Genomic DNA, 13,049 nt, shown 5'->3' with positions numbered 1-13,049 from the left:
ATTGGATCGGACCAGGATGAAGAAATGGTGAAGACGCCACGCCTCAGGAGGCGGCCTCGGCCACCCGGTGCAGCGTGATGCCCAGCACCGTGATGAAGTCCCCCTGGCGGTCGCGGCCCGCGCGCACCGTCTCCTGCCGGCCCCGCCCCACGCCCAGGATGAGCGCCGTGCCGGGCGTGTCGGGCGCCAGCCCCAGCTCCCACGGCTGCTTGGAGAACGTCGGCGCCAGCATCTCCAGGCGCAGGATGTCATCGTCAGTCATGAACAGCCGCGCGGTGTGGATGATCTCGCGCCGCTGCCCGCCCAGCAGCGCATAGGTGCCGAGCCGGGCGCGCCATTCGGGGGGGATCTGCGGTGGCATCGCGATGCGGCTGGCAAACAGGCTGCGGCGGCCATCGTCGCCGTAGCGCACCAGCAGCTCCAGGCCGCGCACCTGCTCCAGCGCCACCCGCTCAGGATCCAGGCGCGGGGATTTGGCCCACAGAAAGCCATCCTCCCCTGGCGTGAGCACGCCCACCTGTTCGCCGGAGATTTCGGCCAGCAAGGCCCCTGCGGCCAGGTGCAGGCGCACCACCGGCCCATTGCGCAGCACATAGTAGCCCTCGTAGCTGCCAAGGTCCCGGTGGCGCGCATACGCCGGCGCCACGGGGCTGGCCAGCGGCCCGAAGACCATGCGTGTCTTGATCTGCGCAGCATCCACCAGGGCTGTCAGGGCCACTTCCTGGATGAACTCCGAGGAGTCGGAGTGGTTGCACAGCGCCACCACCCCCAGCCCCTGCTCGGGCAACAGCGCCAGGATGCTGCGGTGGTGCATCGAGGTACCGCCGTGCATCACCGCGCGCAGCTCGCGCTCGGTGGCCGTGTCGCGCTTCAGTGGCACCACGGACCAGCCCAGGCCGGACAGATCGTCGAGATCCAGATCGGCGGCCTGCCCGCTGAACTGGACACGCCACATCGCGGCCAGGCTGGCGGCCTGCAGCGGCACACCGTTCAACTGGGTGCCCGCATGGATGCGCAGGCAGGCACTGGCAAACTTCGCCAGGTCTTCCACCGTGCTGCGCAGGCCACCATCGGCAATGCCATTGTCCAGCCAGCGCGGCGCCACATCCTCCTGCGCGGGGTAGCCCGCACCATCGGCCAGCGCAATGCCCGGAGGGGTCTGCTCGGCCGGGTCCCGCATCGCCGACCCGTCCATCCCCAGGGGCTGCAGGATCTTCTCTTCCACATAGCGCGCATAGGGCATGCCGCTCACGCATTCGATCAACCGGCCCAGCACCTCGTAGCCCAGGTTGGAGTAGGCCCTGAGCGTGCCGGGCGGGTGGGCCAGCGTCTCCTCGGCCAGCAAGGCCGTGGTTTCGGCCAGCGTGAGCGAGCGGTCCGCATACCCGCCGACCAGCAGTTGCTCCGGGATTCCCGCGCGGTGGGTCAGCAGCAGCCGCGGCGTGATCGGGTTTGCGCCGATGTCCCAGCGCGAACGGATGCGAAAGCCCGGGATGTAACGGTCGATGGGCAGGTCCAGGTCCACCCGCTTGTCCTGCACCAGTTGCATCACCGCCGTGGCCGTGAACAGCTTGGTGATGGAAGCGGCCTCGTAGCGGGTACCGGGCGCGGCCGCCCACCCGGCCGAGGCCCGCGCCACGCCGAAACCCTCGGCCCACACCGTGTCGGCCCCGTCGATCAGCGCGATGCTGACCCCTGCGCCCGCCAGCTCCGGCGTGGCCAGGGCATCCAGCAGCTTGCGGGCGGCGTCGCGCCGTGCGGGCCCATAGTCGGGGCCACCCGCTGGCGGCAAGAGCCTGCCGGGACCGCCGCCACCACCGCAGGCGGTCATGAGCAGCGCGACCAGGGGCGCCGACAGGGGCACACCCAGCCATTGGCCCAGCCAGCGGCGGCGGCCCGGGGAAAAGCGCGGCTCGGCAGAAGCGGCCAGCGGGCCGGACAAAGGTACATGCATGGGGGAACAACTCCAGAAGGTCGGCACGGAAGCCCGTGCGGTTGGCGATGGAGAAATTGTTCCGGCCAGCCCGGTTTTGCGCATGTGCCAGAGGCCATGGCGCAGCACCATGACTTCTGGCAGGGGTGAGCAGGGCCATGGAATGCCCGCATGGCGCCCGGCGGCGCAAGCGGTATGCTTGGCAGGGTTTCCCCCGTCCCGTCCTCCCTCCCCTCCCTCTTTCCTGCGGCACACCCATGGCAACAGATCTATTCGTGCTCATCCTGATCATCGCGGCCCTGGCGGGCTACGGTGCGCTCGGCTGGAAACTGTACGAACTCAGGGAGGGTTCGAACTTCGTGCGCATGCGCTACGAGCAGCATCTGTCCCAGGTGCGCACCGCCCTGCACGCGTCGGAGGCCAAGCTGGCGCTGCTCAAGGAGGTGTTCGAGGCCCCCACGGGCGTGGCCGCCCGGGTGGGTGCGCAGCAGGAGCTGGCCGAGGCCATCCGCACCTACGCACCGCACCTGCCCACCCGCTACCGGCACACGCTGAGCTCCCTGCAGGCCAACGAGAAGTTCTTTTTGAGCGTGCACAAGGCGATTCCCGATTTCTTCTCGGACACCATCAAGGCGCGGCTGGACAAGCACAAGCCCATCAGCAACGATTTTTTCGCGTCGGAGAAGAACGATCTGCTGGCCGAGGCGGGGGTGCTGCTGCTGCGGGCCAAGGATGTGCTGGAGTCGGTAGAGATCAGCCCCAGCATGGACCCGGGGGCCAAGCACATCGTCGCGGCCATCTCGCAGGGCCTGCAGATCGGCACCAAACGCAGCCCCAAGCTGGCCGAGATCGTGGAGGCCTGGAACGTGCAGCTGGAGGCCGACGCGGCCTAGCGGGCGCGCCAGGATGCGGCCATGCCGCCCCCGTCGCTCGACACCGCCGAAGAAGCCGAGTGGCTGGCGCAAGCGCAGGCCGGAGACACGGCCGCCTTCGACCGGCTGGTGGCACCGCACCGCCGCGCGCTGCACACCCACTGCTACCGCCTGCTGGGCTCGCCCTTCGACGCGGATGACGCCCTGCAGGAGACGCTGCTCGCCGCCTGGCGCGGCCTGGCAGGCTTCGAGGCGCGCAGCGCCCTGGGCACCTGGCTCTACCGCATTGCCACCCATGTCTGCCTGCGCCTGATCGCGCAGCGCCCGCAGCGCGTCACCTCAGCGGACCACGCGCCGCCCCTGCAGGCCACAGCCGAACTGGGCGAGCCGGTGGCCGGCCCGGTATGGCTCGAACCCCTGCCCGACGCAGAATGGGCAGCCACCAGCCCCGAGGACCCGGCCGCCGCGCTGCAGCGGCGCGAGCATGTGGCGCTGGCCTTTGTGGCCACGCTGCAGCACCTGCCCGGCACCCAGCGCGCCGTGCTGTTGCTGCGCGAGGTGCTGGAGTACTCGGCCGCCGAGACAGCCGAACTGCTGGGCACCTCGGTCGCTTCGGTCAACAGCGCGCTGCAGCGCGCGCAAAAGACCCTGCGGGAGCGCATGCCGGCGGCGCAGGCGCAGCAGCTTGCGCCCGGCGCGCCGGGGCTCGGGGAGCTGCTCGCACGCTTTGTCGATGCCTGGGAGCGCCGCGATACCGACGCCATGGCAAGCCTGCTGGCCGAAGACGCCCGCTTCACCATGCCGCCCCTGCCCTCCTGGTTCAGCGGCCGCCCCATGGTGCTGGCCTTCTTTGCCGAGCGCGTGTTCCAGACCCCCTGGCGCCTGCAGCCTCTGCACGGCAACGGCCAGCCGGGCTTTGCCTGCTACCTGCAGCAGACCGGCGACGACCGGTTTCGCCCTGGCGGCGTGGTGCTGCTGCGCCTGCAGCAGGGCGGGCCGTTGATCGAATCCATCGACAGCTTCATCGATCCCGCGGTCTGCCGGCGCTTTGGCATGCCCGAAGAGTTGGGGTAAAAAAATCCCAGCCGGAGCGATGAGTTGGCGGCACGGCCTGTCTCCAAAGGAGTGACACGCCCCGGACAGGCCGGGCGCGTGCACCCCGACCCCAGGAGATTTGTCCCATGGCCCAGCTCATCGTCAGCATCCTCCACTCCCTCGACGGCTACTGCGCCGGCCCCGGCGGCGCGCTCGCCGGTCTGCCCATGGGCACCGCGTTCGACGCCCACAACCTCGAGTGCCTGCGCCGCGCGGGCACCCTGCTGTTTGGTGCCACCACCTACCCCATGTTCGAGGGCTACTGGCCCCAGGTGGACCGCGGCCCCGGCAGCGACCCGGTGCAGCGCGAGATCGCCGAGCGCGTGGACGCCGCGCGCAAGCTCGTCGTCAGCGACCACCTGCGCCTGGGCCCCGACGCGCCCTGGGCCGACAGCACCACCGTGGTCTCCCGCGCGCAATCCCACGCCCACATCCGCGGGCTCAAGGCCGCGCCCGGGCCCGACCTGCTTGTCTACGGCAGCCACCTGCTGTATTGCGATCTGCTGGCGCATGGCCTCGTTGACGAACTGCATCTGCTGATGGCCAACGTGCTGCTGGGCGGTGGAGTACCCACCTTCGAGCCCGGACTGGTGCAGCAACCCTGGGCGCTGCGGGGCCAGCGCCGGCTGCCGGGGTCGGACATCATGGCGTTGCACTACGACTGCCGGCCACACGCCTGAGCGCTGCCTGCATCCATCGCCCTCACAGGTGGCGAAAGTAAAAATCCAGGGGCCGCACCCCGATGACCGAGTTCACGCGCGCCTGCGGCCCCGCAAGGAACGCCGGCTCCTGGCCCCAGCCCGCAAACACCTCCACCACGCACACCCCATCGACCTCGCCCGACAGCCGGTTGTGGGTGGACGAGAACTGCAGGAATTTCGACGCGCGGATGCGCTCCACCAGTTCGGCCAGGGTGGCGTCCGGCGCCAGGGTGTACACGGCCTCCAGCGGGCCCGCCTGGTCGTCAGCGGCGCAGCAGGCCTGGCGCGTCACCCGGACCTGCAAGACGGCGCGAGGTGCAGCAGCAGCAAGCTCAGCCCTGAACAACCGGGTCATTGCAGAAAAGCGCAATCTTGTTCCCCACCGGGTCGCGGACATAGGCGACAAAGAAGTCCTTGCTGTAGGCCGCGCGAAAGCCGGGCGCGCCCTCATCGCTGCCGCCAGCAGCGATCGCCGCCGCGTACACCTGGCGCACGCTGTCGTGCGAGCCGGTGCGAAACGCGGTCATTGAGCCGTTGCCCACCGTGGCGGGCCGGCCATCGAACGGTGGCTTGACGTAGACAACGCAGGGGCCGCCGCCGCCCGCCGGGGCCGGCAGCGCGAAGGTCAGGCCTTCGGGATCGACCTGCTTGCGGTAGCCCAGCGGCACCAGCAGGGCGGTATAGAAGCGCTCGGACGCGTGCATGTCGTTCGCGCCCAGGGTGATGTAGCTCAGCATGGCGGCAGGGGGCTCCGGCAAGGTCAAGAAGGTTCGGATGGGTGCAGAGGGTTCACTCCAGCGCAAAGCGCTCGCGCCAGAATGCCTGCAGCCGGGGCTCATTGTCCACCCGGCGCACCACCGGGGCCATGCGCGGCGCCACCTCGTAGAAGCGCTCGCGCCAGGGGCCGAAGCGGGACACGACGGTGACATACAGGTCCAGCACCGTCAATGCGTCGCCCAGCAGGTAGGTGCCGGGGGTCAACTGGCTGTCCATATGGGCCCAGCAGAAGGCGATGCGCTCGTGCACGGCATGGACCACATCGTCGCGCGCGGCCGGTGGCGCGCCGATGCGTGCCACGTCCGGCTTGATCCAGTGCAGTGAATAAATCGCCGATGAGACATACACCATCCACCGCAGGTACTGGCTTCGCCGCGGGTCACCCAGCGCCGGCGCCAGGCGCGCCGTGGGATGCAGTTCGGCCAGATGGACCAGGATGGCGGCGCTTTCGGTCATGACCTCGCCACCGGGCAGCACCACAGTGGGAATCTGGCGCAGCGGGTTCATCGGCGCCACGCGCTCGCGCGCCGCAGGGTCGGCCCAGGTGGCGCCGTCGACCAGGCGATAGGGAATGCCCAGCAAAGTCAGCGCGGCCTCCACCGCGATCGAGCCGGAGGCCGGGGCGCCATACAGAGTCCAGGGGGTTTTGGTGGATTCCATGGCGGGTTCATAGCACAAAGCGCACATCACCCATTTGGGGGCTCTTCAGCGGCACCCCGCACTCCTAGAATCGTAAGCAAAAGAAAGAGTGGGAAACCTGGGAGAAAGAAGCGCATGCGTCCGCGGGCTGGCAGGCAACTGCCGGCCCGCTGGCCGCAGTACCGGGCCAGCGATGGCACGGTACGGGCGCTGCTGCAACAACTACAACACATGCAATCTACCGTCAGCGATGCCGGTAGATTTTTTTCTTTGGGGGCTTGGCACTTCTTCCGCCAGGCGGAACGTCGGGCCGGCCTGCAGGTGTGCTTTGGCACAATGGCGGGTTCTGTACGCACCATCGTAGATCCAGCCCCCATGATGATGAAGAAGCCCGCCCTCTTCCAGGCCCTCTGGGCCCGCCCCTTGCTTGCGGCCACTGCCGCTGCGCTTGCGCTGTCTGCCCAGGCCTATGCGCAGAGCACTGCCAAGCCTGCTGCGGCGCCTGCCAGCCCGAGCGCTGCAGGCAGCGCAGCCGCCAGCGCCAGCACGCCCGCCCAGCAGGCCGAATCGTTTGCCAACATCTTCGCCACCACGTGCGCGAAGTACGCGTCCAACCTGGCGGCTCTGCGCACCAAGCTGGCACCGTTGCCCACCATGCCGGCCGACAAGGCCAACTACTTCCTGCAGGGCCAGCCCGGCAAGGCCTGGCCGGTGCCGGACCCGCATGGCAGCTTCGTGGTCGCCATCCCCGACGGCCAGAACCTGTGCGCGGTGTATGCGCGCCGCACGGGCGTGCCGCAGAGCATTGCCTGGTTCAAGAAGATGGCGGGCGAAGCACCCGTGCCCATGGTGGCCCGCCAGGTGCAGGACTCCAAATCGGCCACGCCCCACAACGGCACGGCCCACACCCTCGCCTTCGAATGGGCAGCCCCCGACAGCACCAAGCGCGTGCTCTACAGCCTGACCACCTCGGCCTCGCCCACGGCCGACCTGCAGGGCCTGGCCAGCGTGACCTACGCGCCCTGATCCCGCCCCGGCATGGGCACCGCATCCGCCGAGGACGAGATGGCCATGCAGGCCTGGGCCTCGCATGTGGGCATGGCAGGGCAGTTGGGCGCACCCTGGGTGGTGAATCTGCAGCTTTCCACAGTGCCCATGAACCACTGGTTCTACCGGCGCAAGGCGCTCCAGCCCGCAGACCTGCAACTGGACATCGCCATCCCCAGCTACGGCCTGTGGCGGGCCACGCTGCGCCGGCACGATGGCCTGTTCATGGCCCAGTGGCGGCCGGGCGGCCGCTTCAGCGTGGAATCGCAGCAGATGAAGTACACGCGCCTGCCCCCCTGGCCCTCCATGCCGTCGTTGATGGACTTCCCGGCCCTGGCAGGGGCGCTGGAACAAACCCTGTCGGTGCGCTTCATCCGCCATGCCAACCTGGGTGCGAACGGCCTGACCTTCGACCTCGAACACTGGGCCGCCGCCGAGCGCGGCACCGCCGCCCTGCGCCAATGGCTGGCCCCCTGTGCGGACACGCTGGGCACCCACTACCGGGCAGCACAGGCCAGCGCATGACAACGCCCTGCCCGCACTGCGGCGCCACCACCATCGCCTTCGCCCCCACCGAAGCCGACTTCGGGGCCGTGGTGCGCGCACTCGCCAATGGCTCCAAAACCCTGGCCGCGGGCGAGTACAAATGGTTTGCACAGTGCACCGACGCCGAAGCCACAGCCTGGGTCGCGCACCTGCTGCACTGCGCCCACGCCTGGCCCCAAGCGCAGGCGGACGAAGCCGTTTTGGCGCAGGTGGAGGCCGCCTTTGCCGGCGTGGACAAGCCCGAACACTTCACCGACCGCAGCCACTGCGACGAGTGCCGCACCCACGACGACACATTGCGTGCCCGCACGCGTGCCACCCTGCGCCGCAGCGACCTGGGCAACGCGGGCTGGGACCCGATCACATTTTCGAGTGCCGACGGCATCGGTTACTTCTTCCCCGCTCTGGCCCGCTTCGCCCTGCTGCCCGATGTGTGGCCCGACCACAGCTGGTACGCCGACCAACTGCTCTCGCACCTGGCCTGGGATGGTGCCGACAACCGCTTCCTGGCCTGGTGCTCGCCCGTGCAGCACGGTGCTGTGCAGGCGCTGCTGACGCACATTGCGGCCACGCGCAGGGATGTGGTCGTGCACCATGCATGTGAGGACGCGCTGCAGGCAGCGCGGGCGGTGTGGCAGGCCCGCTCAGACTAGCCGGCCCCTCGGCCAGGGCGCCCGTCCACGCGCTCGCGGTCAAAGGCGTGGACAATGCCCAGGCCCTGCACGGCGGCGACCACGCCAATGTCCAAGTGGCGGTGCGACGCACGCCTGATCTTTTGCATCGATCAGGCCCCGCAGACAGTACAGTTTGCGTACCCTTCATGAGGCCAATGCGGTTCCGCTGCAGGCACAAAACTCATGGGTCCGAGCGCAAGACCGACATCAGAAACTGAACGTCGCGCCCTTGGTATTCGTCATGCCGACGTTGCCCCCCGACGGAATCGTTTGCCATCCCCTTCCTCAAGCCAGGGCCGCAACTGATGAAGGACCGGCCAAAGAACAGGCTTGCCAACCCACCCCGAAAGGTCTCGCGCGGCCCTCCCCAAAGATAGTCGGTGGACTTGCCCAATACTTTTTGGGTAGAACGCTCGACCACGGCCATCTCCTGGCGGTAGAGGCTCAGGAAGGGGTTGTGCAAAGTCGGTGGTGAAATGATGAAGTCATACGAACTACTCAGTTGGTTCGAGTAGATGAACTCGTCTTCGTTCTTGCCAACGATCTTTCTGTACTTGTGCTTTCCGCTCTGGCTCTCCAGTTCCGCATAGCTGAACCCGGCCCACAGTGCCGGTCTTGCGTCAAACCCGTAGAGGGAAGGGACTTGAAAATAGAACCCTTCGACATCACTGCGCTTTTCCATGATCACGGGCAGCGCATTCGCTTTGCACAAAGCTTCAAGGTGCCATTGCCCCAACCAAGAGAAGGCGGCGGGGAAGATGCACACGCCCAAGACAATGGTTAGCCGGTATTTCGCAGGGACGCTCTTGCCGACCGCGAGTGTCAACATCGCGATCACGCCAGCGCTGGCAATCAACATCGCCGCAGCGAAGACAACCAGCAGCAGACCGAAGAACATCGTGCAAGCCTTCCGTGAATGGCTGGCAGCTTAGCCGCTGCGCCCGGCATGCCAAGCAAAAGACTGCCACGCTCAATCAACGCACCTGATGCAATGCAGCTTGCCGCTGGGTAGGATGCATGGCACATGGCTCACCCTCACGGCCCATCACCCCGCAGCACCACCACCCCAGACTCACCGCAGACGCGCGCGCTGCAGCATGTGCACGCGCGCAGCGGTGAGGCCACTGGCGCGCTGCTCCACCCCGCCGCACGCATCACCCTGCAGTTCCACCCCGACCGCTGGCACCAGGGCCGGCCATTGCTCCAGGCCCTGCGCGAGGACGGCTGCTACAAATCCCAGTTCGAGACCCACACCAGCAACGGCGGCCTCACCGCGCACGAAGGCGGCGACCGCTGGCGCTGGGAGAGCCGCATCTTTGGTGGCGCCTACGATGGCGCGGCCCCCGGCGAGCGGCCCAAGTACGGCGCGCTGAACCACCGCGCCCTGCCCACGGGCGCCGCGCCGCGCTTTGGCTCGGCCTATCTGCGCCTCAAACCCGAGGTGCTGCAGCGCGCCACGTTCTGCTACCCCGACAGCGTGTTCGGGCCGCAGCACTTCGGCACGGTGGACCACGCCACAGCGCTCAATGCGCTGGCCGAAGCGAACAGCCAGCCCGATCCGCTGGACCGCTATATCGAGGCCCACGTGCATGGCCCCGTGCTGCTGGCGCGGGATGTGGAGGCGCTGGTGCTGGACCCGTGCTTCCGCGAAAGTCCTCTAGAGGAGTTGGCACACCAACTGCCCTGCCCTGTCGAGTGGCATGGGGGCTTTCGGCTGGAGGTGAAGAGCTTGCTGCGGCACCCGGACTACCGGGGCCCGGCCATCGCCGCGCTGGGCGCGCAGATCGCGCACAACAGCTTGGTAACACCGGCCGTTATAGGCGATGCGGTGGCGTCAGGGCAGCACGATCCGCAGGCGCTCAAGAAGGTGTGGCATTGCCTGGCGCGCTTCGGCGATCTGTCGAAGGCCCAAGGGGCCTGAGAGCGGCGCCCCGTCACGGCACCCGGTCCCCATCCCGTATCTGCGCCACCACCCCGTTGTGCAGTCGCACCACCGACATGAAGTTGCCCGGGCCGCGGTGGTAGGTCCACTCGTCCACGTACTCGCACTGCTCGGTCACGATCTGGCGCGGCGCCTCGCGCGGGTGCAGGGGCACGGTCCAGACCACACGCGGGATGCGGATGCACACCGTGTCGGTGGCGAACGGCTGGCCGCACTTCATGACCAGGCTGGCGCGCGAGTCGCCCACGCCCACCAGTCGGCCGCCACAGCCCAGGCCCTGGGCATGGGCACCCTGGGGAAAAGCCAGGGTGCTCGCGAAGGTCAAAGCGGAGAACGCGATCAGGGGAAACGACACTGGTCGACGCGAACTTGGCCTCTGCGCATTCAAGCGAAGAATGGTCGCTGCATAGCCAGCAATGATTTCTCTGAACGACTGCATGAGGTTTGGATGAGCGACGCAGACCATAAGTTTCAAAGCTTGAAAACCGGTTCCTTGAAGACAGTTGATGAATCCTTGGCGACAAGCACAGTCAACAGGCTTCTTCAGCAGCTAACGTTGAGTTCTACAAACGGTTGACATGGTGCCAAGTACAAAACATTACGCATCACAATGTGCACGAAAAATCTGCGACTTCTCTCCAGGAATTCTGGGTGCAACGCAGCAGCACCGTTACCTCCTCCAGCAGGCAAACATGGCCGTGCATTTTCCAAGAATGACTTGTACATTCGATGGTTGATAGAGAGGAGATCATGTACCTACAAGAAATATTCCGCGCGGTTGTACTTCTGTCGCTTGTAATCTGCGCTGCGACTAACACAGCGCATGCAAGTGAGTATGACGTGCGGGCGAAAATCGAAGATGTTTTTCGCACGGGCTATGCAGCCAGTGACTTTGCGGGGCTTGATCGTTGGTACGACAAGGCTGTGAAGGAGGACCAGAGAACGGGCTCTGGCGTATACAGCGCGAATCACATGGTGCGGACCATTCGCTTTCCCCATCCTCGCAACGGCACGCCCTGCGCCAAACCACCCTGCCCCAGCGCCGACGAAGCCTTCTGGGCCGAGCAACGACACAAAGCAAAGCAATGGGTTGAGCAATCGCCCAAATCGACCCTCGCCGTGATCGTTTTGTCACGCACCTACTCCCTACCTGCTGAGCAGTACCGTGGAACATGGTTTACCGCCAAGACAGGTGAGGAGAACCTCAAGAAATTTCGGCTGCTGAACCTGGAGGCAGTGAAAACCTTGACGGCTCATGCGGAAGAAGGACGCAAGGACCCCAACTGGTGGAGCGAACTGCTGTACAAATCGTTCTACGCCTCGCTGGGCGGCGACAGCTACGAAAAGCTGGTAAACGAGGCGATTGAAGCGTTTCCTGGCAACTACAACATTTATGCGGCTGTCATGGTCAGCCGGATGCCTCAATGGGGCGGCAGTCTCAAGGCGGTGGAGGAGTTGTCCGCTCGAGCTGTTGAGCGAACTCAAAGTATGGAAGGCCAATCCCTCTATGCGCGCGTGTACTGGGAATTTTCGCCATTTCTGCCATCACCGGCTTTCTCGCACGCGGGTATCAACTGGCCTCGCATTCGCGCTGGCTTTGACGACATCATTCTGAGATATCCCGACAGCCTCAATCTGAACGCTTTCGCACGGCTGGCGTGCATTGCAGCCCGCGACAAGAAAACGACAGCACGGCTCATGCAGCGCATTGGCGGTGATGTGCTGGAGCAGTCATGGCAGAGCCGTGCACAGTTCACGCGTTGCAAGCAATGGTCGCAGGAAGAGGATGAGTAATGAAAGCAGCTGTCGGCATTTTTGCAAGCATGTTGGTTCTTGCTGTGACCACCGTGCCATGCCTGGCCCGAGACCTTGACATGTGGGGCCGAAACCTTTGGGCCAGGGATGCCTTGGCAAAGCAGGAATTCGCCAAGCTGGATGCGGCCTACCTGCTGGTTCAAGCCCAAAGCGATCGGGATCCCAATGGAAGTTCGGAGGCGGAGATACTGCACCACACCATTACCTACGCGCCGCTTATCAAAGAAATATCGCGGTCCATCGGCCCCATGGATCTGGCACGCAAATGGACGGCTGCCTCCCCAGACAGCGTGCTGGCAGCAACCTTCCTTGCCACAATGGCGATTGACGCAACCAAGGCACGGGGTACCAGCAAGAATTGGCGCGAACAGGAGACCCAGACCAACGAAGCGCTGGAGCAACTGAAAAGGGTCGAGTCACGTGCAAAATCCGACGTGATGTGGCATGCCACCTACATGACCCTGATGTCGCAAGCAGGCGCCACACCCAAGCAAGTGGTGGGCCATTTCCGGAATGCACTTGAGCACGTTTCGCAGCCAAGCCCCAACTTCTTCAAGAGAGTGGTTGACGCTGTAAGGCTCGATGGCGAAGAGGGCCTCGTCCATATTCGCGAAATCGCGACCCTGGCCGCCGCCAAGACCGCTCAGCAGAGTGGCAAGGCGATGTATGGGCTGGTCTACGTCACGGCATTCGACAGCAAGAATCTGCTGCGGCGAAATCCATTCGAGCACGGAATGGACTGGAAGACGGTGGACGCTGCGATCTCGGAACTCACCTACCGCTATCCTGACCGGCAGACGAGCAATACCCATGCGATGCTTGCCTGCATCGCAAGAGACAGGGTGCGGACAGAACAGCTGATGAAGCAACTTCCGCCCCCCGTCACAGACGCAAAGGCCCGCTGGAGATATTTTTCGGGCTCCGACCAGATGTACCAGCGATGCCAGGAGTGGGCCACGGTAAAGTCCACGGAGGCCTGAAGTCAAGCCTTCAGCGCACACACCTGGT

Annotated in this window: 15 protein-coding genes; 9 read left to right on the top strand and 6 right to left on the bottom strand. The window is 65.9% G+C overall.

Going from position 1 to position 13,049, the window contains the following annotated elements; genetic code table 11:
* Window positions 1-43: 43 nt before the first annotated feature.
* Window positions 44-1,954 (bottom strand): serine hydrolase domain-containing protein, encoded by a 1,911-nt coding sequence (locus tag AC3WOH_RS24135; RefSeq protein WP_492231866.1) that lies wholly within the window; start codon window positions 1,952-1,954, stop codon window positions 44-46.
* A 236-nt stretch (window positions 1,955-2,190) separates the two neighbouring features.
* On the opposite strand from AC3WOH_RS24135, the gene AC3WOH_RS24130 reads away from it, so the two are divergent.
* From AC3WOH_RS24130 to AC3WOH_RS24120, 3 genes are all read left to right on the top strand, one after another.
* Entirely contained in the window at window positions 2,191-2,826 is a 636-nt protein-coding gene (locus AC3WOH_RS24130) for a hypothetical protein (protein ID WP_492231865.1), read from the top strand.
* Window positions 2,827-2,847: 21 nt separating this feature from the next.
* Complete coding sequence (locus AC3WOH_RS24125) at window positions 2,848-3,879, top strand: RNA polymerase subunit sigma-70 (RefSeq protein ID WP_492231864.1); 1,032 nt, start codon at window positions 2,848-2,850, stop codon at window positions 3,877-3,879.
* A gap of 107 nt (window positions 3,880-3,986) precedes the next feature.
* Window positions 3,987-4,580, top strand: a complete 594-nt coding sequence (locus tag AC3WOH_RS24120) for a dihydrofolate reductase family protein (protein WP_492231863.1) — start codon at window positions 3,987-3,989, stop codon at window positions 4,578-4,580.
* Between the two features lie 22 nt (window positions 4,581-4,602).
* On the opposite strand, the gene AC3WOH_RS24115 is transcribed toward AC3WOH_RS24120, so the two are convergent.
* Genes AC3WOH_RS24115 through AC3WOH_RS24105 form a run of 3 tightly spaced genes read right to left on the bottom strand, consistent with a single transcriptional unit; the run spans window position 4,603 to window position 6,038 of the window.
* Window positions 4,603-4,893, bottom strand: coding sequence for a hypothetical protein (locus AC3WOH_RS24115; RefSeq protein ID WP_492231862.1), 291 nt, complete (start codon window positions 4,891-4,893; stop codon window positions 4,603-4,605).
* Window positions 4,894-4,933: 40 nt separating this feature from the next.
* Entirely contained in the window at window positions 4,934-5,359 is a 426-nt protein-coding gene (locus AC3WOH_RS24110; RefSeq protein WP_492231861.1) for a VOC family protein, read from the bottom strand.
* A 31-nt stretch (window positions 5,360-5,390) separates the two neighbouring features.
* Window positions 5,391-6,038 (bottom strand): glutathione S-transferase family protein, encoded by a 648-nt coding sequence (locus tag AC3WOH_RS24105; RefSeq protein WP_492231860.1) that lies wholly within the window; start codon window positions 6,036-6,038, stop codon window positions 5,391-5,393.
* A 354-nt stretch (window positions 6,039-6,392) separates the two neighbouring features.
* Here AC3WOH_RS24105 and AC3WOH_RS24100 point away from each other — a divergent pair, with 354 nt between their 5' ends.
* The 3 genes from AC3WOH_RS24100 to AC3WOH_RS24090 are packed head-to-tail and all read left to right on the top strand — an operon-like array spanning window position 6,393 to window position 8,263.
* Window positions 6,393-7,043: an NMCC_0638 family (lipo)protein gene (locus AC3WOH_RS24100; RefSeq protein ID WP_492231859.1), complete on the top strand. Its 651-nt coding sequence runs from the start codon at window positions 6,393-6,395 to the stop codon at window positions 7,041-7,043.
* A gap of 12 nt (window positions 7,044-7,055) precedes the next feature.
* Window positions 7,056-7,589: a hypothetical protein gene (locus AC3WOH_RS24095; RefSeq protein ID WP_492231858.1), complete on the top strand. Its 534-nt coding sequence runs from the start codon at window positions 7,056-7,058 to the stop codon at window positions 7,587-7,589.
* Window positions 7,586-8,263 (top strand): hypothetical protein, encoded by a 678-nt coding sequence (locus AC3WOH_RS24090; protein ID WP_492231857.1) that lies wholly within the window; start codon window positions 7,586-7,588, stop codon window positions 8,261-8,263. Before AC3WOH_RS24095 ends, AC3WOH_RS24090 begins: the two co-directional genes overlap by 4 nt.
* Window positions 8,264-8,465: 202 nt before the next feature.
* Here AC3WOH_RS24090 and AC3WOH_RS24085 read toward each other — a convergent pair whose 3' ends face one another.
* Window positions 8,466-9,182 carry a hypothetical protein gene (locus AC3WOH_RS24085; protein ID WP_492231856.1) on the bottom strand — a complete coding sequence of 239 codons (717 nt, stop codon included), beginning with the start codon at window positions 9,180-9,182 and terminating at the stop codon, window positions 8,466-8,468.
* A gap of 126 nt (window positions 9,183-9,308) precedes the next feature.
* Here AC3WOH_RS24085 and AC3WOH_RS24080 point away from each other — a divergent pair, with 126 nt between their 5' ends.
* Window positions 9,309-10,205 (top strand): DUF3626 domain-containing protein, encoded by an 897-nt coding sequence (locus tag AC3WOH_RS24080; RefSeq protein WP_492231855.1) that lies wholly within the window; start codon window positions 9,309-9,311, stop codon window positions 10,203-10,205.
* A 13-nt stretch (window positions 10,206-10,218) separates the two neighbouring features.
* Here the strand turns inward: AC3WOH_RS24080 and AC3WOH_RS24075 are convergent, their stop codons facing one another.
* On the bottom strand, window positions 10,219-10,551 hold the full coding sequence (locus AC3WOH_RS24075; RefSeq protein ID WP_492231854.1) for a DUF2845 domain-containing protein: 333 nt from the start codon (window positions 10,549-10,551) through the stop codon (window positions 10,219-10,221).
* Window positions 10,552-10,976: 425 nt separating this feature from the next.
* Here AC3WOH_RS24075 and AC3WOH_RS24070 point away from each other — a divergent pair, with 425 nt between their 5' ends.
* A complete protein-coding gene (locus AC3WOH_RS24070; protein WP_492231853.1) occupies window positions 10,977-12,020 on the top strand; it encodes a hypothetical protein in 1,044 nt (347 codons plus the stop codon).
* A complete protein-coding gene (locus AC3WOH_RS24065) occupies window positions 12,020-13,021 on the top strand; it encodes a hypothetical protein (RefSeq protein ID WP_492231852.1) in 1,002 nt (333 codons plus the stop codon). The genes AC3WOH_RS24070 and AC3WOH_RS24065 overlap by 1 nt, the downstream gene beginning before the upstream one ends.
* The last annotated feature ends 28 nt before the right edge of the window (window positions 13,022-13,049 follow it).

The sequence above is a fragment of the Acidovorax sp. FW305-C-20-28 genome, from assembly GCF_058783375.1.
Note: the sequence above shows the minus strand (reverse complement) of the source record. Positions and strands in the feature narration are given on the sequence as shown.